The organism is Stenotrophomonas sp. (genome assembly GCF_032103445.1).
Lineage (GTDB): Bacteria > Pseudomonadota > Gammaproteobacteria > Xanthomonadales > Xanthomonadaceae > Stenotrophomonas.
In genome coordinates, this window is record NZ_DAMDFR010000077.1 from 1 (window position 1) to 20,853 (window position 20,853).

At 63.6% G+C, this 20,853-nt stretch carries 21 protein-coding genes; 12 read left to right on the forward strand and 9 right to left on the reverse strand.

Annotation, left to right across the window (positions count from 1 at the left end):
• The first annotated feature begins 295 nt into the window (after positions 1–295).
• The 3 genes from RT551_RS18710 (at position 296) to RT551_RS18720 (ending at position 3,575) form a co-directional block, all read left to right on the forward strand.
• Positions 296–1,180, forward strand: a complete 885-nt coding sequence (locus RT551_RS18710; RefSeq protein WP_313461285.1) for a hypothetical protein — start codon at positions 296–298, stop codon at positions 1,178–1,180.
• A 289-nt stretch (positions 1,181–1,469) separates the two neighbouring features.
• Positions 1,470–2,363 carry a hypothetical protein gene (locus RT551_RS18715; protein WP_313461287.1) on the forward strand — a complete coding sequence of 298 codons (894 nt, stop codon included), beginning with the start codon at positions 1,470–1,472 and terminating at the stop codon, positions 2,361–2,363.
• A gap of 324 nt (positions 2,364–2,687) precedes the next feature.
• On the forward strand, positions 2,688–3,575 hold the full coding sequence (locus RT551_RS18720; RefSeq protein WP_313461289.1) for a hypothetical protein: 888 nt from the start codon (positions 2,688–2,690) through the stop codon (positions 3,573–3,575).
• Between the two features lie 137 nt (positions 3,576–3,712).
• Here the strand turns inward: RT551_RS18720 and RT551_RS18725 are convergent, their stop codons facing one another.
• Positions 3,713–4,207 carry a hypothetical protein gene (locus RT551_RS18725; RefSeq protein ID WP_313461290.1) on the reverse strand — a complete coding sequence of 165 codons (495 nt, stop codon included), beginning with the start codon at positions 4,205–4,207 and terminating at the stop codon, positions 3,713–3,715.
• 177 nt (positions 4,208–4,384) lie between these two features.
• A complete protein-coding gene (locus RT551_RS18730) occupies positions 4,385–4,840 on the reverse strand; it encodes a hypothetical protein (RefSeq protein WP_313461292.1) in 456 nt (151 codons plus the stop codon).
• A gap of 141 nt (positions 4,841–4,981) precedes the next feature.
• Here RT551_RS18730 and RT551_RS18735 point away from each other — a divergent pair, with 141 nt between their 5' ends.
• The 3 genes from RT551_RS18735 (at position 4,982) to RT551_RS18745 (ending at position 6,936) form a co-directional block, all read left to right on the forward strand.
• Positions 4,982–5,359, forward strand: a complete 378-nt coding sequence (locus tag RT551_RS18735; RefSeq protein ID WP_313461294.1) for an XVIPCD domain-containing protein — start codon at positions 4,982–4,984, stop codon at positions 5,357–5,359.
• Between the two features lie 118 nt (positions 5,360–5,477).
• Positions 5,478–5,894 carry a hypothetical protein gene (locus tag RT551_RS18740; RefSeq protein ID WP_313461296.1) on the forward strand — a complete coding sequence of 139 codons (417 nt, stop codon included), beginning with the start codon at positions 5,478–5,480 and terminating at the stop codon, positions 5,892–5,894.
• 121 nt (positions 5,895–6,015) lie between these two features.
• On the forward strand, positions 6,016–6,936 hold the full coding sequence (locus RT551_RS18745) for an Abi family protein (RefSeq protein ID WP_313461298.1): 921 nt from the start codon (positions 6,016–6,018) through the stop codon (positions 6,934–6,936).
• Positions 6,937–7,049: 113 nt separating this feature from the next.
• Here the strand turns inward: RT551_RS18745 and RT551_RS18750 are convergent, their stop codons facing one another.
• The 4 genes from RT551_RS18750 to RT551_RS18765 form a co-directional block, all read right to left on the reverse strand.
• Complete coding sequence (locus tag RT551_RS18750) at positions 7,050–7,787, reverse strand: hypothetical protein (protein ID WP_313461300.1); 738 nt, start codon at positions 7,785–7,787, stop codon at positions 7,050–7,052.
• A gap of 69 nt (positions 7,788–7,856) precedes the next feature.
• The gene (locus RT551_RS18755) at positions 7,857–8,669 is read right to left on the reverse strand and encodes an NYN domain-containing protein (protein WP_313461302.1); all 813 of its coding nucleotides are present in this window, start codon (positions 8,667–8,669) and stop codon (positions 7,857–7,859) included.
• 52 nt (positions 8,670–8,721) lie between these two features.
• Positions 8,722–11,532 carry an XVIPCD domain-containing protein gene (locus RT551_RS18760; RefSeq protein WP_313461304.1) on the reverse strand — a complete coding sequence of 937 codons (2,811 nt, stop codon included), beginning with the start codon at positions 11,530–11,532 and terminating at the stop codon, positions 8,722–8,724.
• An 86-nt stretch (positions 11,533–11,618) separates the two neighbouring features.
• Positions 11,619–12,131, reverse strand: coding sequence for a hypothetical protein (locus RT551_RS18765; protein WP_313461306.1), 513 nt, complete (start codon positions 12,129–12,131; stop codon positions 11,619–11,621).
• A 233-nt stretch (positions 12,132–12,364) separates the two neighbouring features.
• On the opposite strand from RT551_RS18765, the gene RT551_RS18770 reads away from it, so the two are divergent.
• From RT551_RS18770 to RT551_RS18795, 6 genes are all read left to right on the forward strand, one after another.
• Positions 12,365–13,720 carry a DNA cytosine methyltransferase gene (locus RT551_RS18770; RefSeq protein WP_313461308.1) on the forward strand — a complete coding sequence of 452 codons (1,356 nt, stop codon included), beginning with the start codon at positions 12,365–12,367 and terminating at the stop codon, positions 13,718–13,720.
• Positions 13,717–14,733 carry a DUF4928 family protein gene (locus tag RT551_RS18775; RefSeq protein WP_313461310.1) on the forward strand — a complete coding sequence of 339 codons (1,017 nt, stop codon included), beginning with the start codon at positions 13,717–13,719 and terminating at the stop codon, positions 14,731–14,733. Before RT551_RS18770 ends, RT551_RS18775 begins: the two co-directional genes overlap by 4 nt.
• A gap of 357 nt (positions 14,734–15,090) precedes the next feature.
• Complete coding sequence (locus RT551_RS18780; protein WP_313461312.1) at positions 15,091–16,227, forward strand: YncE family protein; 1,137 nt, start codon at positions 15,091–15,093, stop codon at positions 16,225–16,227.
• A 137-nt stretch (positions 16,228–16,364) separates the two neighbouring features.
• Positions 16,365–17,099 (forward strand): hypothetical protein, encoded by a 735-nt coding sequence (locus RT551_RS18785; protein WP_313461314.1) that lies wholly within the window; start codon positions 16,365–16,367, stop codon positions 17,097–17,099.
• A 74-nt stretch (positions 17,100–17,173) separates the two neighbouring features.
• The gene (locus RT551_RS18790; protein WP_313461316.1) at positions 17,174–17,587 is read left to right on the forward strand and encodes an XVIPCD domain-containing protein; all 414 of its coding nucleotides are present in this window, start codon (positions 17,174–17,176) and stop codon (positions 17,585–17,587) included.
• 44 nt (positions 17,588–17,631) lie between these two features.
• Positions 17,632–17,805: a hypothetical protein gene (locus RT551_RS18795; protein ID WP_313461318.1), complete on the forward strand. Its 174-nt coding sequence runs from the start codon at positions 17,632–17,634 to the stop codon at positions 17,803–17,805.
• Positions 17,806–17,848: 43 nt separating this feature from the next.
• Here RT551_RS18795 and RT551_RS18800 read toward each other — a convergent pair whose 3' ends face one another.
• The 3 genes from RT551_RS18800 to RT551_RS18810 form a co-directional block, all read right to left on the reverse strand.
• A complete protein-coding gene (locus RT551_RS18800; protein ID WP_313461320.1) occupies positions 17,849–18,778 on the reverse strand; it encodes a GAF domain-containing protein in 930 nt (309 codons plus the stop codon).
• Positions 18,779–18,914: 136 nt separating this feature from the next.
• Positions 18,915–19,283 (reverse strand): hypothetical protein, encoded by a 369-nt coding sequence (locus RT551_RS18805; RefSeq protein WP_313461322.1) that lies wholly within the window; start codon positions 19,281–19,283, stop codon positions 18,915–18,917.
• A 39-nt stretch (positions 19,284–19,322) separates the two neighbouring features.
• On the reverse strand, positions 19,323–20,853 hold a 1,531-nt coding region (locus tag RT551_RS18810), incomplete at its 5' end, for a tetratricopeptide repeat protein (RefSeq protein WP_313461324.1).

Sequence of the window (20,853 nt, forward strand, 5' to 3'; positions counted from 1 at the left end):
ACGCCGGCTCTCGACACCCACGGTGCCAGATTCCGAAGAGATAAGGGTCGGTCGATAGACGACCGCCGTGGAATCACCATCGCCCGGTGACGCATGACCACCAAACGCAGAGGCGCTTCTTCGTTCAATGGTCATGCGTTACCGTGCCAATAAATACTATCGGCGGTCGACTGTCGTCCGACCCTACCAAAGCACGGTCCGCGAGCGAGGTTCCAGGGCGGGTCCTAAGCAAACCAGTATCCGCGAACAGGATTCCCGAGCAGCTCCCACAAACGCCCCAGACGGACTTGGCCCCATGCGAACATTAGGTAAGCTCTTCATCATCATCACCGCGCTGCTCGCCTTGGCGGTCGCCTTTGCATGGAAGCACTTCACCAAACCAGCTCCGGCCGAACAGGCCTCTGCAGCCACCATCGACCCGTCCGCCGGCCCAACGTCGGCGCAAAGCCGCACCACAACCCCCGGTACCCGCTCAACTTCCGCACCCGCCGCAGTAGACGCGGCCCGGGCCTTCCAATCGCTCAAGCAATGCGCCAAAGCCGGCGACGCCGTGGCCCAGCGCCTGCTGGCGGAAACCTACGATGCCTGCCTCGTGCCGAATCTGTTCCGCGACCGCTTTCTACAGTGGAACGAGCGAGCCAGGCAGGACAGGCCCGAGCAAGCCGCCGAACTGGACCGCATTGCGCAGAAGCGGATCGCATTGTGCGACGCCGTGGATGGCGGGGCTATCATTCCCCAGGAGCTGATTCGTGGTTGGTACGAACAAGCCGCCGCAAACGGCGACCTTGCCGCCCGAGCCAGGGGCTACGGCATGCAGCGCACCCCGTTGGATGCCGCAACGGCCACCCAGCTGCTGGATGACGTCGTGGCCTCAAGAGATCCGGCCGCAATGCGCAGCTTGGGCGCAACCCTGACAAGCAGCATCACCGCCAACATAGGCGACCCCTATAGAGGGCTGGTCACTGGTCCATTGGCAGGGGAAGCGTGGGTGCTGGCCGCCTGCCGCATGGGCTACGACTGTGGCCCGGACAGCATGGATATGGCCAACCTCTGCCTACTCGGAGGCCGCTGCCTGGGGGAATCCAGCGAGGAGATGATGTTCGCCACAACCAAGACAGACGCCGAGCGCGCAGCCCTGGAGCAAAAGATCCAGCAGATTCTGGAAGCCGTCGACCCGTAGAGCCGGGCTTGCCCGGCTGCCGTTCGCGACCAACCCCGACAGTCCAACGCGCAAGGCGCGTCGCTACGGAGGCGTCCCAGGTTGCGACCATGCCAATGGAGCGGTAGGGTCGGTCGATAGACGACCGCGCTGGAATTCCCATCGCCCGGTAACGCGTGACCACCAAACGCAGAAGCGCTTCTTCGTTCAATGGTCATGCGTTACCGTGCAGATCACCGTTACCGGCGGTCGACTGTCGTCCGACCCTACCAAGGCACCATTCGCGAACGCCCCAAACGGATTTGGCCCCATGCGCACCTTAGGCAAGCTCTTCATCATCTTCACGGCGCTGCTCGCCTTGGCGGTAGCTTTCACATGGAGGCACTTCACCAAATCTGCACCGGACGCACAGAGTACTGGCGTCAGCATCGGTCCACCGGCCAGCAACAAGTCAGCCCAACATCGCACCACCAACGCCCGCATGGCCACCGCAAGCACGTCAGCGCCAGTGGCAGACAAAGCCCAGGCTTTCCAGGCCCTCAAGCAACGCGCCAAAGACGGCGACGCAGTTGCCCAACGTCTGCTTGCGCAGGCCTATGACGCGTGCTTCGTGATGAACGTGGACCGGCAGCGCATCATGACTGGCTTTCACCAGCAGCTGCGAACCATGACCAACCCGGAGCATGCTGCCACTCTTGAGCGCTTGGCCCGCGCCCGCGCTGAGCAATGCGACGCAATGGATGACGGGGACTTTGTGCCACGTGAGTTGGTCATCGGCTGGTTTGCCCGGGCTGCAGAGAACGGTGATCTGCCCGCGCAAGCCATGAGCGCGGCGTTTCAACACAAGCAGTACGACACGGCCTCTGCCACGCGACTGCTGGAAGATGTAGTAGCCTCCGGTGACCCCGCCGCCGTTTACAGTTTGGGCTCTGTGTTGGGGGGTAGCTTGGTGGACAACATGGGCGAACCTTACAAGTCACTGGTAACCGGCCCTACCGCTTCCTATGCGTGGATACTGGCGGGGTGCCGCATGGGCTATGACTGCGGCCCGGACAGCACCGAAGTGGGCAACATGTGCCTGTTATCGAACCGCTGCCTCGGTGAGAGCTACGAGCAGATGGTGTTTGCCACCACCCAAACACAGCAGGAGCGCGACGAACTGGAGCGTCACATCCAACGCGTGCTGGACGCAGTAACCCCGTAGAGGCGGGCTTGCCCAGCTGGCCTCAGCGACCAAACCGTACAGCCCAACGCGCGGCTGGTTGCGACCGCGGCAATGGAGCGGTAAGGTCGGTCGATAGACGACCGCCGTTGAATCAACATCGTCCGGTAACGCATGACCACCAAACGCAGACGCGCCTCTTCGTTCAATGGTCATGCGTTACCGTGCAGATCACCGTTACCGGCGGTCGACTGTCGTCCGACCCTACCAAAGCATGATCTGCGAGCGAGGCGTCCCAACCAAGGCATGATCCGCGAGTAGGATTCCCGAGCAGCTCCCACAAACGCCCCAAACGGATTTGGCCCCATGCGTACCTTAGGCAAGCTCTTCATCATCGCCACAGCGCTGCTCGCCTTGGCGGTCGCGTTTACATGGAAGCACTTCACCAAGCCGCCACCGGCCGCACAGGCGTCTGCAGGCACCATCGAGTCGTTCGCCAGAACGGTGCCTCCACCGCACCGCACCGCCAACCCCCGCTCAAATTCCCCACTCACCGGCACATCCACTGTAGACAGGGCCCAAGCCTTCCAATCCCTGAAACAACGCGCCAAAGCCGGTGACGCCGTCGCCCAGCGACTGCTGGCACAGACCTACGAAGCGTGCTTCGTAGTCAACCTGCACCGAGAACGCTTCCTGCAGATGTACCAGCGCGCCAGGCAGGACCGGCCTGAGCAAGCAACCACCCTTGACCATCTGGCCCAGCAGCGGATTGAAGAGTGCGACGCCGTGGATAACGGGGCCATCATTCCCCAGGAACTCATTCGCGGCTGGTATGCCCAAGCCGCCGAGAACGGTGACCTCGCCGCCCGCGCTCATGACTATGCGGTGCAGCGGACACCATTGGACTCTCCAACCGCGACCCGGTTTCTGGAAGACATCGTGACATCAGGCGACCCCGCCGCGATGTACAGCCTGGGCAGCGCGCTGGGCAGCAACATGACCGAGAACGTGGGCGAGCCCTACAAGGAGCTGGTGTCAGGCCCTCTGGCCGGACCGGCCTGGAGCCTGGCCGCCTGCCGCATGGGTTACGACTGCGGCCCCGACAGCACCGACGTCGGCAACTTCTGCCTGCTGATAGGCCGCTGTCTGGGGGAGACCAGCGAAGAAATGGTGTTTTCCATGATGAAGTCGGACGCAGAACGCGCGGCGCTGGAACAGAAGATCCAGCAGATCCTGGAAGCCGTCGGCCCGTGATGTCACCCCCGGGAAATCCCGAATCGCCGGTAACCCCGTAGAGCCGGGCTTGCCCGGCTGCTCTTTGCGAACCATTTCAACGCTGGGCGTGCGTGGGCCGGCGGCACGTGTAACGCCCAGCCGGGCAAGACCCGGCTCTACGCTTCCTGCTTGAATGCCGGATCGTCGCTCAAGCGCGGACCCGGCGGACGCCGACGCGCATCGGCCACGAGACGATGGAACGCATAGATGGCGATCGTGCCGCGAATACTGACAAAGGTCATCACACCCGATACGACCAGCGCGGGCACCGAAACGTCACCCTGCGCGATCCTCAGGAGCGCCCCCAGCAATCCAATCACACTGATCACCAGCGTACCGACAGCCACCAGCGGAATGCGCTTGTAAATGCCAAACGCCAGGGGCACATAGATGCAGGTCGTTATCCCCAGGCCCGCTGCAAGGAAGGTGCCATAGGGCTGATTGCCGAGAAGCAGCACCAATGCCGCAACGGCAGAAATCGCGCTCAGAACGGCGAGCAGCAACCACATGTACTTGATGGGGCGGGTGATGGAGGCCGGAATCTCAATGACCCAGCTGTCGGCGGGTCTGGCCGGAAGAGGCTTGGTTGCGCGGTAGGGGTCCTGATCCATGGTATGCACTCCCAGTTGAAGTCCGGCGAAGGTTAGCGCTGGTGCGGGGTGCCGGGAATAGGATTTTTCCTATACTCCGTAGAGCCGGGCTCGCCCGGCTGCTGTTCGCGACCCAATTCAATACCAGGTACACGTGTTGCGAATACACGTGTAAGGCCCAGCCGGGCAAGCCCGGCTCTACGCGCTCTGCTTCCGCGAAGCTGCTACAAAGCCGTGGTAGTCACGAATGGCCTGCGTACCGCGAACACCGATGATGGTCGTAACAACACCCACAATCAAAGGGATTATCGAGGGCGTGGCCTTAAGCAGGCTGAAAAGCTCCATGACCAGTGAAAGCCCGTATAGCACCGTCACGACAACGGCTACCCAGTAGACCCGGTTGTACACGCCAAACGCGCAGGCTGCATTGATGACCGCCGTAAAGCCGAATATCGCGCCCACGAAAAGTGCCATCGACGGCGCGGTAATGACCTGGTACCCACCCCACACCACGGCAATGCCGGCCTGAACACAGAGCAGGATCCAGAGATACTTGATCGGGCGGGTGATCTTGCTGGGCACCTCGGCGGCCAAGCCGTCGCCAGAGGGGGTGAGTTCGGCCTTGCTGGCCAGATAGGGGCTTTTCTCTTCCATGATCCACACCTCCGGGGTTGAAGCGCGCAGCATACCCCGTAGAGCCAGGCTCTGCCCCAACCGCCCCAGTCGCATTCCGCGGCGTTTCACACCACAATGTCCGGGCACCATCGAACCGGCATCAAGGAAGGAACCCGCGTAGTGTCCAAGCACCCCAAGTCCGCACCGCCCACGCCAGACGATCTGCCGCTCGAGCCCATGAGCCCGGCGCTGCCGCAGCACCCCGACCACGCGATGTACAAGCAGATCCGCCAGCACGTCACCAAGCTGGACAAGGACCACGGCCGCACCTTCGATGACGTGAGCGAACGCCTTATCAGCAGCCTGCTCGCCCTGGCCAAGGCCAACCGCCTCACCCGCGTGGACCACGTGGTGCTCAGCAATCCCACCGACGAGTATCCCACGGCACACAACGTGTTCGTGGTCGAAGGCGACCTGGACAACCCCGGCCATCGCCGTGCCAGCATGGAAACCGTCGTGGCGGTCACGCCGCCTGCAGAAGACGACGAGCCACGCTGAGGCCGCGCCGAAAAGCGACCACACGCGACATCACAACGTCGCAAACGCCTCTACTTCACATCTTCACGCACGCCTATCCTCCTCGGGCATCACCCGACAGCGCAAGGAGCAGCGTGCAGTGAACACCACGAATCACCTCATCAGCAGCCGAGAAGAAGAAAAGCTGCGCAGGTCGGTCTGGGAGACCGGCGATTGGCTCACCGCCGAGCAGATCATCGCGCTGGCAGAAATGAGCGACTCCCCACAACGCGTGCAGCCGGACATGTGGAGGAAGAAGGGCATCATCTTCTCCATCCTGCGCAACGGCGTGGAGTACTACCCCGGCTACGGCCTGGACCAGGACGATGGCTTCCGGCCACTGCTGGCGATGACGATGGTCACCAAGATCCTCGCTCCGCACAGGGACTGCTGGGGCATGGCGGTGTGGTTTGCAGATGGCAACCCGTTGCTGGATGGGCTGTGCCCGCAAGAGCTGTTGGAGTTGGAGCCGAAGAACGTAATCGCGGCGGCGCTGGCCCTGGCGAAAGGCCGGTAGTTGTTCAGATCGATGGAATGCACTAACCTGATGTCAATACACCCGCCACGCCTCTATTGCGCCCAAACGCGATACGCGCAAATAGGCGGGTTTTTTTGGTTCCGGGTCCAGGTTCGTCTGAATGACCCGGTACCTCAAGCCATCAACGTCATCCGCCGAGCAGCTGAACCTGCTGAAGCGACGGGGATTGGCAATTCCGGACCCAGAAAGAGCGGCATGGTATCTGCAGCGGATTGGATACTACCGCCTCATGGGCTATCTGTTTCCGCAGCGCCTCCCGCTGAGTGACGACTACCTGCCTGGGGCCTCAATCGTAGACGCGATTGAAACGTACGAGTTGGATTGCGGGCTTAGAAAGCTGGTGATGGAGGCCGTGGGTCACATAGAGATTGCAGTGAAATCACGTGTAACCAACCACTTCACGCTCACGTACGGACCATTCGGACACCAAGTCGCGTCCAGCGTGGCCTTCGACCCTGCATGGCACGAAGAGTGGATGGGAGTGCTTGGTGCCGAGGTGCGCAGATCCAAAGAGACCTTCTTGTTGCACTACAAAACCAAGTACACGAACCCACCATTCCCATTGGTGCCGCTCTGGATGGCAAGTGAGGTCATGTCCTTCGGGACTACGTCCAGATTCTATGGAGCCTTGCATCCTGCGGACCAGAAGCGGATAGCACATGACTTCGCGCTGCGGGTTCCGGTTCTCAAGAACTGGCTGCACTACACATTGGTCGTCCGTAACGTCGCTGCCCATCACGGGCGACTCTGGAACCGCGAGCTGGGCGTGAGACCTGTGAGGCCGCATGGCAGACCATGGTCTGAGACAGTGACGCCATTTCCAACTGCGAGATGCTTCTACATGCTGCTGGTATTGCGCTACCTGCTTGGGTTCACCACCGCGGATGTAGATGATTGGCGACGACGTGTCACCCGGTTGCTTGAGAGTTATCTGAAGGACGATCGGCGCATTGACGCGATGGGTGCAGGACCCGGCTGGCAGGCCCATCCACTGTGGCTGGGAACGGGCCAAGGGGGTTGAGTTGCCGTAGAGCCACGCCCTGCGTGGCTTCGACCAACCCAACCACCCAGAAGCCACGCATGGCGTGGCTCTACAAGTGGGGCACGCACCGCGAAGCCACGCAGGGCGTGGCTCTACAGCGGGGCACGCCCGCCTTGAATGAACGCGCTGAAGCCGGGCCGCTCATCCACCTCTGAGCTTGATAAGCCGATCTCCCGCCAGAGCGCCTCCTCAATCAACCCCGCTTGCAGCCGCCTATCACCACTCAACTGCTGGTCAACCAGATACCGCTGCTCAAACCCGCTTTGATCTCCGCTGCGTGCCTGGAGTCCGTAGTACGCACTGGCCATTGCAGGATCGCGATAGCCGTCAACCATCATGAAGATGTCCCCGGCAGTCTTCAGTGCATAGACGGAACCATTAGCGGCGCTCCCATGCAGAAGCGCCAGTACCTCCTCACGGGGTGTTCCCAACGTTGCAAGCCGGTAGGCGAGAACGGCGCTGGCCGGCTGATTTCCACGTCCTGCAAGCGTCCGTAGTTCTCCCACAGAGAGACGGCGAAGGTGATCCTCGACGTCGGGACCAGGAAACCCATTTGCCTCCAGCCACGCCGCATCTTCGGCGCTTGAGGCAATGCCGGGCTTGGAGGCGTCCCAGCGGTAGCCCCACTCGGAGCGCAGGAATGGCGCTGCCGTTGTGTTGGATGCGACGGCGGGCGCTGTCGAGGATGCCTCAGCCGGCAACGCAGAAGCCGGTTTGGTAGGTGCCTGGCGTGCATCTGGGTGGGCGTTGCGACCGCCTAGTTGGTAAGCGGCCAGTACGGCTGAGACAAGGACCGCAACGCAGGTGGCCGATCTAAGTAGTGTCGACATGTCCGTTTTCCGTGTGCTGCAACCAATCCATCGACCCCGAAGCCACGCAGGGCGTGGCTCTACGGGGCATTACGCGGTGCATGCGGGCTTCTGAACCTTGCTTGCCGATACCAGGCTCACCGACGAGCTGCCCCCTTCCTTGTGAAGCTTCAGCTTGCCATAGCCATTGACCATGGTTGAAAGCTTCGCGTGCCCGTACTTCGAGGTGGTGAAGCCAGGGTGGCTCTTGCTCAAGTGTTGCCCCAGTGCATTCAGCGGGACCTTGCCGTTTGGGCTTGCGGCCGCAAGCTTGCTCACCTCGTCAAAGAAAAACTGAGGACAGCTTTTAGGCTGTGGACCAGTCGCCTTCTTGGCCGCCTTCTTCGCGGCAGGCTGGGGCATTGGCGGCGCAGGTTTCTTTGCCTGGGTAACTGCCGACGGCTTAGTCTTGCTTGAAGTTGCCTCCAGGAACCGGTCGCAGACCTTCCTCAGTGGGAGAGGGGTCTTCGCATCGCCAACCACGTAGACCGTGGCACCCCGCTCCCTTAGCTTTCTGCACAAACAGACAAAGTCGCTATCGCTGGTTACCAGAACGAAGGTGTCCGCACGTCCATCAAGCAGGGCCTCCAGCGCTTCGAGCGCAAGCGCGATGTCGCTGGTGTTCTTCTTGGATGCGTGCTGAAACTGTAGGCAGGGAGCAAAGACTTCGCGCGCGAGTACCTGGCTCCAGGTCCCATTCAAGGTCGCTTGGTTGCCGTAGCCGCGCCGCATGGTGACCAGCCCCGCCTGGGTCGCAACCGGCATTACGAAGTCAACGATATCCGGTGGAACGTTGTCGCAGTCAATCATGACTGCGACTCTTGCCTGTTGCTGAGCGTCTTTCATGATCACCCCCTTGATCACGTTGGATTTCCCAGGTTCTATCGGGCATCGCGCAGCCACGCAGGGCGTGGCTCTACATGTGCATTGCGGGCTGTGCCTGTTCGCGTCCTTGTTGGCGTGCTTGCTCCTGCTTCACCACCTCCGCCTGCTCCAGGTTCTGCTGGGCGGGCTGAAGCATGGCTTCGCGTCCGTCCACCACCGCATTGAAGAAGGGCGGCTTGTCGCCATGGGGAGCATAAGTGGCAATCACGTTGTGCTCCCCGTTCGGCCCCAATGCGCCCGTCACCCGATCCACACGCTGGAAGGCCGGATTCTCCGCCTGCTTCCGATACAGCGAGGCCGCGACGTTATGGCTCTGCTCCTCGTTCCAGTTGCCGGTCTTCTGCACCCACGTATGAATCTTGTCGTAGGCAGGATGGTCAGGGTGATTCGGGTGGTTGGGCAAAAGGGGGCGAGTAGGCGCTTGTGCCCCTGGCTGCGGTGCGGCCACCTCCACAGCGTCCAACATGGGGGCGCTGCTCTGCGCCCGCGCGGGTGAAGCTGCCAGCTGGGCCTGGTGCCGAGCGACGTCTTCCACCGTGGTCGCGCTGTGCAGCACCACGCGGTTGCCGCCATCATCGCGGAACGCTGCCACGGCACTATCCGCGCTCGGCGCATGAGTGTGCGGGTCCGGCATGAGCTCCAGTGTTATGCCTTCCGCACTGCCAGACTCGGCCAGCTTCTGCTGCACGGCGGCAGCGGTGGCGTCCAGCTGCTCGGGCGTACGCTCGATACCGTGCTTGGCGTACAAGTCCTCCAGCTGGCCACGCACGCCTTCGGGCTCAAGCTGCCGGTTCTCCCAGATCTGGTCGGCCATCTGGCTCAGGCCCTGCACGCCGGCCTCCTGGCTTTGCCAGGTGAGTTCCAGCTCATCGCGCAGATTCAGATTGGCCGTACTGTTGAACAACACGCCGTCGTGAAGCCATTGCCCGTCGGCTTGGCGTGTGTAAGTCTGCCCGTTGCTGGCCTTCAGGGTGTCAGGGTTGTCGCGGGCGTTCTGGATGGCAGACGGAATTGCGGAGCTATCGCGCGTGGCGAAGTCATCCCAGCGCTGCTGCTCGTGGGCCACCATGTAGCGGGCGGCGAGGGCGGCCGGGGTATTGGCGGCATTCTGCGCAATGATGGTGCGCGATTGCTCATCCAGCATCGGCAGGCGTTCGGGATCCACCGGCTCACGGTGGTTGCTCGGCGTGCGGCCATCGACCAGCGTCTGGATCTCCAGCATCCACTCGCCGCTGCGCGCGTCACGCACGTAGTCACGGCCGGTTTCAAAGGGTGCGCGCGGCGGATGGGTTTCCGCACTGGCGTTGATGCGGTACGGGTCGCGCGCGGGCGGCAGGTTGTCCAGCCCCAGCTCGTAGGACGCCGTTGCGGCCTTGTGGTTGAGCTGGCGTTCGAGCGTCCCAGTGGCCACATAGCTGGAGCGGAAGGTAACGTCGTTGCCCAACGCATCCTGCACCGGGCGCACTTCGACACCGGTGCCCAGATCAGCGCTCTGCACCTGTTGCTGGTGTGCCCCGCGATACCACCGCCCCTCCGGATCAGCAGGATCGCGCCGCCACGTGCGTCCGAGCGAATCCTCTTGTATGTAAACGCGGTCGATATCCTTCTGCTTGGCCCAATTGTCGCCCAGATAGGCACCAAAGGCACCGCCGCCAATGCCGGTGATGATGGCCCCGGGGCCGGTCCACGAACCGGTCGTCAGGCCAACGCCTGCGCCGGCGATAAAGCCGCCCACCGCACCGCCGACATTACGGCCCACAAAATGCGCTGCGGTGGAGTCGGCGGCGGCGTTATTGCCTTGGGAGTGCAGCTGCACCCATTTATGCCCCGTGGTGCCGAAGTCGTGCGCCATGAGTGCGAGGCCGGCAATGCCGGCGACCTTCATTCCCGGGTTCAGGCCGCCCGGGACGCGATGCGGTGTCGCTTCTGCGACAACCTCAGCAACCTCAGCAACGGCAGCGGCGTGCGGTGGGCCGCGCGGTGCGCCGGGTTGGCCGGGAGCACGGTGCGGCGGTTCGGGAGCCTCCGCCACAGGGCGCGGGCCTTCGGGCAGGATGTCGCGTGCGGAAACCCATTCCACGCGGGCGGTGGTCATTTCGGCGAGGCTGAGGTTCTTGTAGTCTTCCAGCGGTCGCGCGAACAGGGTTTTGGCTGGAGCGTCGTAGCCTTCGATCGGCATGAGCTCCAGGCGAATTGTGGCCACCGTAACAGGCGAGCCACCGTTGATGGATGCGTGCTGAGCGAGGGTACGCTCGAGCGCTTGGTACTCGGTGGCAGACTGGCTGGCGAAGGCCAAAGGATCCGCGCCAAACTCGCTAACCGGATATCCATTTATCCGGGTGTCGGGGTGCTCAAGCGCCGTGGTGAGCTCGAAGTTGCTGAATCCACGATTGTTGGGGGCGTTCGCAACAAAGGCAACCAGAGGCTTTCCGGTGGCGATGGCGTTCTCAAAGTAGCGGGGGCTGCCCGCGTTCCACATCATGTCCTCTAGGGCACCGGCCGCCGTTCCGCCGAGGGGCTCGATCTTCGCTCGAGTCAGGAACTCCGCGAACTTTTCTTCAACCACGACATAACCGGGATCGGAATTCTTCTTTAGAATGAACTGGCCCCATGGCGTATCGCCGATTATTCCGGCCTTGCTGGATACGTCTCGTGCGTAAGCTTTCGAGTTGTCGTAGTTGGACGTTGTGCTGTTTTCCCAGCCCGAGAATCCTACGTAGTCCACTCCCGGAGGCAGCTCCGGCGGATGTGCGCGCATCTGGTCAGTTATGTACTGTGCGAAGCTGGAGTTGCCATCTGGGCCTGAGGCTGGAGACTTCAGATAGTCGATGACCAGATCCATTTGCTGGGGTGTTAGGGGACTCTTGGTTGGCCGGTATGTTGCGGGTGCGAGCGTAGTGCGAGCAAAGTCGTCGAAGGAAAAATTTGTCATGCGAGCTCTTCCAATGAGCGGTTGGGTGGTACCACGACCTGTGCCAGGAGCGCGTTTCCATCGGTCGTGACATCAATCCGGGAATCGATGGTCAATCCTCGCTTGCGAAGCGCTTCTACATCGCCAAGTGCGATGTATCGAACCGGATACGCGTTGTCTTTACGGCTCTGAAACACCGCCACCAGACCATGCGCAAGACCTATGAGAAAGGTCAGGTCGTCGCCATCGATGCCAAACGACGACTTCAGAGCAAACGCAGAACTGAGTGCCTGGGGCGTGCTCATGTCGATTGCAAATACGCGCTCGGTCCCCGTTCGTTCCCGGGCCCACGAGTCGGTCACAAAAAGGCCGATTCCTTCGAAGGGCTTCTCATCCCTGAAGATTGAGTACTGGAACTCAAGGTCATAAGGCGATCCGGCGTCGGCCAGCCGAGGGCGATAAATCGTGAGGCGGTTCTGTTCGTCTACCGCGGAGCCGAGTTGCGGCTGGAAGTGAAGCGGTGCACTCATCGTACTGATTCCTTGATTGAAAACTCGATCCGCCCCGGGGTTCGATCGCCCCCTCATCCCTGGCCGGCCCATCCATCGTCCCCCAACCCGATGACAGGCACAAGCCAACCCACCAGGTCTTCAGTCCACCGAACCCCAAACCACCGCCCAATCTCTTGCCCTGAGACCGCGATCCCGTATCATCACAGGGAGCCAGAATTTGGCGCCAACCTGTCCTGGACGCTCCGCACCACATGAAAGCCCCCGCCCCTGAGCGTCGCACCAGCCTGCGCCTGTCGGCCGAGCAGCACGAAGCCATCGAGCGTCTGTGCCACCAGGACGGCGGCAAGGTGCCGATGAGCAGCTGGATCGCCCGGGCCATCGAGGACAAGATCGCCCGCGACACCGGCGTGGCCGAAACGCCCGGCGTCGCTTCCGGCACGGGCGGGCATCGCTTCTATGAGTTCTTCGCCGGTGGCGGCATGGCCCGCGCTGGGCTCGGGCCGGATTGGCAGTGCCTGTTCGCCAACGACTTCGAGCCGATGAAGGGCCGCGCCTACCGGGAGAACTGGAACGGCGGCCACGACCTGCTGGTGGACGACATCAACAATGTCAGCCCCGCGCAGCTGGCCGACGAGGCCGACCTGGCCTGGGCCTCGTTCCCCTGCCAGGACCTTTCGCTGGCGGGTGCATACAAGGGCATCGGTCACTGGCAGGACAAGCAGCAGACCCGCTCGGGCACGTTCTGGGTGTTCTGGCGGCTGATGCAGTCGCTGCAGAAGGAAGGCCGCGCGCCGCGCATCATCGTGCTGGAAAACGTGTACGGCGTGCTCACCTCGAACGAGGGCCGCGACTTCGCCGCCATTGGCACCGCCTTTTCCAGTGCCGGCTACCGCTTCGGTGCGTTGATGGTGGATGCACGCCACTTCGTGCCGCAGTCGCGCCCGCGTGTGTTCATCGTGGGCGTGCGCGACGATGTGGCGCTGCCGGCCTCGCTGCTGGGCACTGAGGCGCACCCCACCTGGCACCCGCCCCGCATGCAGGAGGCCGTGGCCGGCTTGAGCAAGGCCGCCCGCAAACAGTGGCTGTGGTGGAACCTGCCCACGCCGCCGGCGCGCGCGCTGCACTTCGTGGACGTGATTGAAGACGCGCCCACCGGGGTAAAGTGGGACACCGCCGAGCGCACCCAGAAGCTGCTGGGCATGATGAGCGAGGCCAACCGCAAGAAGGTGCGCGAGGCGCAGAAGGCCGGCCGGCGCATGGTGGGCGGCGTGTACAAACGCACCCGCCTGGACGAGGAGGGCAACAAGGTGCAGCGCGCTGAAGTGCGCTTCGACGACATTGCCGGTTGCCTGCGCACGCCGTCCGGTGGTTCCAGCCGGCAGAGCATTCTGGTGGTGGAGGGCCGCAAAATCCGCTCGCGTCTGCTGTCCCCGCGCGAGGCGGCACGCCTGATGGGCCTGCCGGATTCCTACCGCCTTCCGCCGAACTACAACGACGCGTACCACATCGCCGGCGACGGCGTGGCGGTGCCGGTGGTGCGCCATCTGGCCGAGCACATCTTCGAACCGGTGCTGCGGCATGCGCAGCGTGCCGAGGTGGCGGCGTGAGCCTGTTTCCTGACGAAGAGGCTCCGGCTGCGGACGCTGCGACGCTGCCGGCAGATTCAGAGTTTCTGCAGGCACTGGCCACCTACAGCCAGCAGGCCAAGGTGAAGGGTAAAGGCGCGCTGGCGGTGATGCTGGTGGTGAACGACCACGCGCGCCGCGCTGCTGCCAACGGCACGCCCTTGAACGCCGATGACCTGCTGACCGAGCAGGGCGGGCAGGTGCTGGGCCTGGGCCGTGCCGCAGTTCAGGCCATCCTCGCCCAGCACGGCATCACCCGCGTGCTGGCGGAGGAGGGCGGCCGCACCAGTCGCGGCAGCATTGGCTTCATGCGCGGCTACGTGGCGTTCTTGAACGAGCAGAGTGCCTTGCGCGGCGCGCTGGATCTGGCCGCCGCCGAGCGCTTCTGGATCACCCGCGTGGAGGCCTTCTTTGCCGGCAAGCCCTTCAGCATGAAGCTGGATGCCGCCTGGAGCCTGCGCACCGCCGTACGTCACCTCACCGCACAGGCCGAAGCGCGCCAGAGGGAAGCGGGCGGCACCATGTACCTGGGAACCATGATGCAGCACCTGGTGGGGGCCACCCTGCAGGTGGTGCTGCCTGAGGCCGAAAGGGCGTTGGTGGTACACCACGGCTCCAACCAGAGCGATCAGAAGCCGGACCGCCATGGCGATTTCGACCTGGGCGATGTGGCGGTGCATGTGAGCACTGCGCCGTCAGAGAGCCTGATCCGCAAGTGTGGGGAGAATCTGGGCAAGGGCAAGCGGCCGGTGATTGTCACCACGCGTCGTGGGCTGCTCACTGCCGAGGGCCTGCTGGAGAATGTTGGCATTCACGATCGCGTGGATGTGATCGAGTTCGAGCAGTTCATGGCGACGAATGTGCTGCAGTTCGGGCGGTTCAGCGTGGATGGGCGTCGTGAGGTGTTTCAGCAGATCGTGGATGCCTATAACGACGTGGTGGAGAACCATGAGACGGATCCGAGTTTGCGCATTGAGATGAGTGGTGGGAAATAACGGGGGTTCTTCCGTTCTCTGGTCATGCGTTACCGGGCGCGGTGCCGCTATCGGCGGTCGTCTATCGACCGACCCTACCATTGCCAAAAATCGCGACCGTGTCGCGCATTGCGGCCGCCGGTACCCCTCTGAACGCCCATTGATGCTGCACGGGTAGAGTCGGTCGCAAGACGACTGCCGATAACCCCAATCGGCTCATTAACGCATGGACCCCAATCAGCAAAACGCCTCGCCGCACCCACCTCTGCTACCATATCGCCCTCAGCCAGCCTGCCCGCGCCGCTCCTGTGCGTGGGTCGGCCGCCCTCCCGCGGCCGCGCGAGCCAACCTCCTCCGCCTCTTTCGAAGGACGCTCGCATGCACCCCCGTACCCTGTTCCGTTCTGCCGCGCTGGCACTGGCCATCTCGCTCACCGTGGGCGCACCGTCGGCGTTTGCCGCTGAAACCGCCGCTACTGCCGCCGCCAATGTGGTCCGCAAGCCGGTTGCCCAGGGCCTGTACGAACTGGCCTTCAGCCCCACCCAGAACGCCGTGTTCGTCGCTTCTTCGGGCGGCTTCGGCGACGACGCCGGCCCCTCGCAGGTGCTGCGCCTGAACCCGGAAACGCTGGTCGTGGAGAAGGCGATCCCGCTGGAACGCAAGGCGTTCGGCGTGGTGCTCGATGACGCGCACAACCGCCTGTACGTGGGTAACACCGTGGACACCTCGGTCACCGTGGTGGATACCGCTCAGAACAAGGCCATCGGCATCGTGCAGCTGATGGAGAAGAAGGTCGGCAAGGACGGCAAGGCCGCCTACACCCACGATCTGCGCGAGCTGGTGGTGGACCCGGTAAACAACCGCCTGTACGTCACCGGCCATTCCGGCGAAGGCAGCGTGCTGTTCGTGGTGGACACGCAGAGCCTCAAGCTGATCAACACCATTCCGGGCCTGGGCAATGCGAAGGCTCCGGGCCTGGTGTTCGACGCTGCCAACAAGCGCGTGCTGACCTCGAACCTGCTGGGCGAAGTGGTCACCGTGGGCACTGAAACTGCCAAGGTGGAGCAGCGCTTCAAGGTCACCGCCGAGCAGCCGATGAACCTGGCACTGGACCCGACCGGCAAGCGCCTGTTCGTCACCGACCAGGGCCTGGAGATGATCCGCAAGTACCAGGGCACCAGCATCCCGGGCTTTGTTTCCAAGCACCCGGGCAAGCGCGTGCTGGTGCTGGACCCGAAGACCGGCAAGGAACTGGCCAGCATTCCCACCGACGCCGGCCCGCTCGGCCTGCTGCTGGACGCACCGCGCAAGCGCCTGTACGTGACCAACCGCGAAGCCGGCACGGTGACCGCGTATGACAGCGACAGCTACAAGCAGGTTGCTACGTATGCAGTGCCCACGCATCCGAACAGCCTGGCGCTGGATGCGAAGAACAACGTCCTGTACGTCACCATCAAGAATGGCGACAAGGACGAGAAGGGCAGCGAGGAATCGGTCGCCCGCATCGCGCTGTAACCGCGCCTCACAGGCTCAGGAAGACGCGTAGAGCCACGCCCTGTTTGGCTGCTCTTCGTCGGGCACCCCGAAGCCACGCAGGGCGTGGCTCTACGGATGCGGCGGGCTTTGGTAGGGACGTTCGAAAGACGTCCGCCGTGTGGCAGGCCGGCGCGGCGGAAGCAGCGAGGTTCCCACAAGAGGTAATCGGTACATGGGACCTGGGGCCGGCGGCATGCAAGCTCCCGGTCAACCCCGATTCCGATACGCCGATCGAGATCAGGCCCCAGCGACTGCTCGGCTTCGAAAACACGGACACGCTTAGGCGGATATCCCAGATATCAAACGATCCTGTCTCTTGGTTGGTTTCCACCGAGTCCAACGTCGCGCCGGGCGTTGGCGTAGACGAGATCTATGTCGTGAAGGGTGATTATCTGACGATCACGGATGGTGAGGCGGTGCGCAGTTACCGCAGGTGTGGTGAGGTTCCCCCGGCGGGCCTGCAACAATGCCCTTCAGCCGAGTTTGGCGAGTTCCTGAAAGGTTTCGCTTCCTCACAGGCGGCTGCGCTGCGAAGGCAGTACACCCGCGATCCACTGGGGCATGAAACCCCCGCCAGCGTCGTTGAAGAGCAGGGTGCGGCGCGGCTCAAACGATTCAACTACAGATACCTTCCAGAGTTCGACCTGTATGTTCCAAAGGACGTGGCCACCAACCCGGTATCGTTGGACGGCATGAGGCGCGGGGTGTTCGCCGCACCGGTATCCATGGAAGCTCAGCCTGAAGGCAGCTATAGGGTCACCTTTGGAATGGAATATGAAAGTGACAGCTATGTGTTTCAGCGCCACGCCGACTGCTGGCAGTTGATACGCGCGATCAATCTGCGTGATTGAAGGGCAGCTGGCACTCACGCCGACCCTGATACGATTGAGGCGTCCCCCATCAGGCTGCTCGCCCGAGGTTTCCCATGTCTTACGACCCCAACGCCCAGCAGAACGCCCTCCTGGCCCAGTCGCGCGACGCCATGCAGCGCCTGGAAACCACCCTGGGCCGCCAGTTCGACCAGAACAGCGAGCGCATGGCGGCCAGCGCCGCCTGCCTGGCGCAGGAGAGTGGGCTCTCTCGCGTGGATCACGTGTTCCTGAGCAATGCCACCGAAACCAAGCGCCAGGGCGAAACCTTCTTCGTGGTGCAGGGCGATCCGGCCAACCCGGCGCACCGCCGTGCGCACATGCCGACCGAGCAGGCGTTGAACGCGCCGCTGGAGGCGTCATTGCAGCGGTTGCAGGGTGTGGATGCGCCGGCACAGGCGCGTAGCGTTCAGCAGGGGCAGGATGAGCAATTGGTGCAGCAGGCGCACCAGCCGCCGCGCGTGGGGTGAGTTGGTCGCTCAGCCGGGCAAGCCCGGCTCTACGGGACGGTTCCATGCAGAAGACCACCACGCCTCCCTGGAAGAAGCCCAATCCTAAGAAGCGCAAGGGGCAACCGCTCTCTGCCGCGCAGAAACACGCAGCAAAACAGCGCGCCGAAGAAAATGGGCGCGCGTATCCGAATCTGGTTGACAACATGTGGGCAGCGAAGCTGCCGCGCGGGAACTAGCGGCGCGTCAGTCGCCCAGCCGGGCAAGCCCGGCTCTACGGGGCTAGCGCGCCGCGTCCTTGGCCTCGCTCAGTGCGCGGTCGGCGCGCAGGAACAGCACGTTGTTGGTTTCGCCGGTGCTGGTGGAACCGGCACCGATCAACAGACGGGTGCCCAGCACGGTGGTGACGGACTCGGCCGCCCGCTGGAACCGCTCCAGCGTTTCCTGGGGCTTGTCGGTACCCAGCACCGCAATGAACTCGCCACTGCCGGTGACCCGGTTGATGCTGTCGCCGCGCTCCAGCTGCAGGCACTGCTCCAGCGCTTGATCGAGCAGGGTGAGCTGGCGGTCCAGGGTGCGCTCGCCGACGCGGCGCGCCACATCGTCCAGCTGCTGCAGCTCCATGATGACCACGCTGTAGTCGCCGCCCGTGGTGGGCGCGGCGGCACCGTCCACCGCCACCGCCTGCTCGAGAATGGTGGACACCTGCTGCTCGCGTTCGCGACCGTGCCCTTCCATCAGATTCATGGTCAAGCGGGCCAGGGCCTGCAGCGCTTCACGCTGGGTGTCATTGAGCTCCCGTGGGCTCAGGTCCACTACGCACACGCTGCCCACGGCAGCTCCGGTCTCGGTCACCAGCGGCATGCCGGCGTAGAAGCGCGCGCCGATCTCATTGAGCACGGGGTTGTCGGCGAAACGACTGTCCTGCATCAGGTCGCCGATTTCCATCAGCTGGTCGGGCTGGCGGATGGCGTGGTCGCACACCGCGACGTTGCGCTCGGTCTGGTGGCCGTCCAGCCCGGTGCGGGCCTTGAACCACTGGGTGTCGCGGTCAATCAGGGTGACCAGCGCCATCGGGGTGCCGCACACAGCGGCAGCCACCTTCACGATGTCATCGTAGGCCGGTTCGGGCAGGCTGCCGACGATGTGCAGGGCATCAAGCGCACGCTGGCGCTCGGCTTCGTTCAGGGCGGGGGTGGTGCTCAAGGACATGCAGTTTTCCTGACCTACGAATGGCTCAGGCCATAGCGTAGGTCAGGAGTGGTGCGCACCGGGTTAAGCCCAGGTGGAGGGCGTGAACCGGTGATTCAGCTGCGTTCACCATGCGCTGGCGAACGGTCGCGCCGCATCAGTCCGGAACGTTGATCACCTGCGGGTCGCAGACGATGTACTTCTCTTCCTTGGCGTGGTCGTCGGTCACCACAACCGCAACGTCGATCAACGCACCTGCGGTCACGCTGTCGAACATCTTGGCGGTCTTGCCACTCTTCGCAATCTTGGCTGGCTGCAGCTGCCCGCTGCTGCCGTTGTCGACGACAGCGAAGATGCGAATGCCTTTGGAAGTGTCGCTGCTCAGTTTGAAGTGCACAAAGCCAGGCGTGGTGAGCATGAGGCTCGAAGGCGAAAAGCTGTAGAAGTAGTTGCCACCGCCGGTATTGCCGTTTCCATCCACGCGAACAACGGTCAACGTGAAGGTGTCGCCTTTTATCGCTTCCATTTCTGTTCCCCCTGTAGTGATGTGCCAACCGGCACGGAATCAACGAATCAACGGTGGTGCAGGCTGCAGATCCGCCAGCAGCGGAGACAGCCGCTGCCACAGGTCGCGGGCTTCACGGTCGGTGGCACGTTGTTCTTCGCTGCCCAGCCACAGTGCGGCCTGGCGCAGCTGCTCGGCATGCGCGCCCAGATGGGCGGCATCGAGCTCGGCGCGCAGCACGCTGGTTTCCGCACGCAGCAGGCGCTCGCGCCGCGACGGCTTCTCGGTCGCCGGCATTTCATCCAGATAGCCCTGCGCCTGGGCGAGGCGCTGCGCTGCCGTTGACGCCGCACCGGTGGCGTGTGCCAGACGCGCCGCACCGAGCGCTGCGCGGATCTTCAGTCGAGGCAGCTCACGCACCTCCGCACCGCTGTCCAGCAGTGCAACGAGCAGCCTGTCGGCGGTGACAAAGTGTGCGGTGGCGTCCGGCAGGTTGCCCACGTCCAGCGCGAGCTCGCCGGCAGTGCGATGGGTGACGCTGCGGTCGCGCGCCCAGTCGCTGCGTTCGGGCTGCGCCTCGCCAATCTGATCGAGCAGCCGGGTGGCGGCCACCAGATCGGTGTGTGCGGGTTCGCGCTCGCCGAGGCTGGACAGAATCTGCCCGCGCAGCGTGTGCAGCACGGCTTCGCGGTGCTTCCATTCGGCATCCTGCGGTGCGCGCTCGCGTACCTGCGCAATCACCGTCAGCGCTTCGTCATAGGCACTGCGCGCCTGGGGCCACTGTCCGAGCCGGTCGTGCGCACTCGCTACCCAGGAAAGACTGTCGGCCAGATCCGCGCGCAGGCGTACGTCATCCGGATTCAGCGCCTGCGCACGGCGCTTGTACTCAAGCGACTGCTGGAACAGCTGCAGCGATTGCGCATTCTGGTCGGCACCGCGCGCCAGCGTGCCGAGGTTGTTGAGCGCGTAGGACGCCTCCAGCCAGGCCTTGGAATTCTCCGGCTGCAGCTCGGTAGCACGCACGGTGGCCTCGCGGTAACCGTTCCAGTGCTGCAGCGCGACCGGCGTTTCATTGCGCACGAAGCCGACGTAGCCGTTCCAGTAGTGCGACTCGCCCAAGGCCAGCTGTGCTTCTGCCGAATCGGGCTGCTCCGCCACCACCCGTTTCGCCAGTGCCAGCGATTCTTCCGCCAGCGGCGCGGCCTCATCCAGCGCCCCCCGCGCGACGCGGATGCGGGCCAGCTGGCGCAGCACGCGCGAACGCTCCAGGCGCGTGTCCTGGCTGCGTGCATCGGCACCGGCCAGGTCGTGCTGGATGCGGGTGCCGACTTCGTCCAGCAGGTCCAGGCGGCCGACCTGCTCCAAACGATCAGTCAGGTCGCCCAGCATGTATTCCACCAGCCCGGCCGCGCGCTCGCGGTCCTGCTCGGCCTGCAGCCGTGCATGGTGGGCGACACCGAATCCGGCCATGGCCACCACCGCCAGCGTGCACACGGTGCCGATCGCGCCGCGCTTCACCCAGCGCTGGCGTTGCTCGCGCTGGGCTGAAGCGGCGACCAGCGAGCGCGAGGTGGCGTCCAGCACCCGCGGG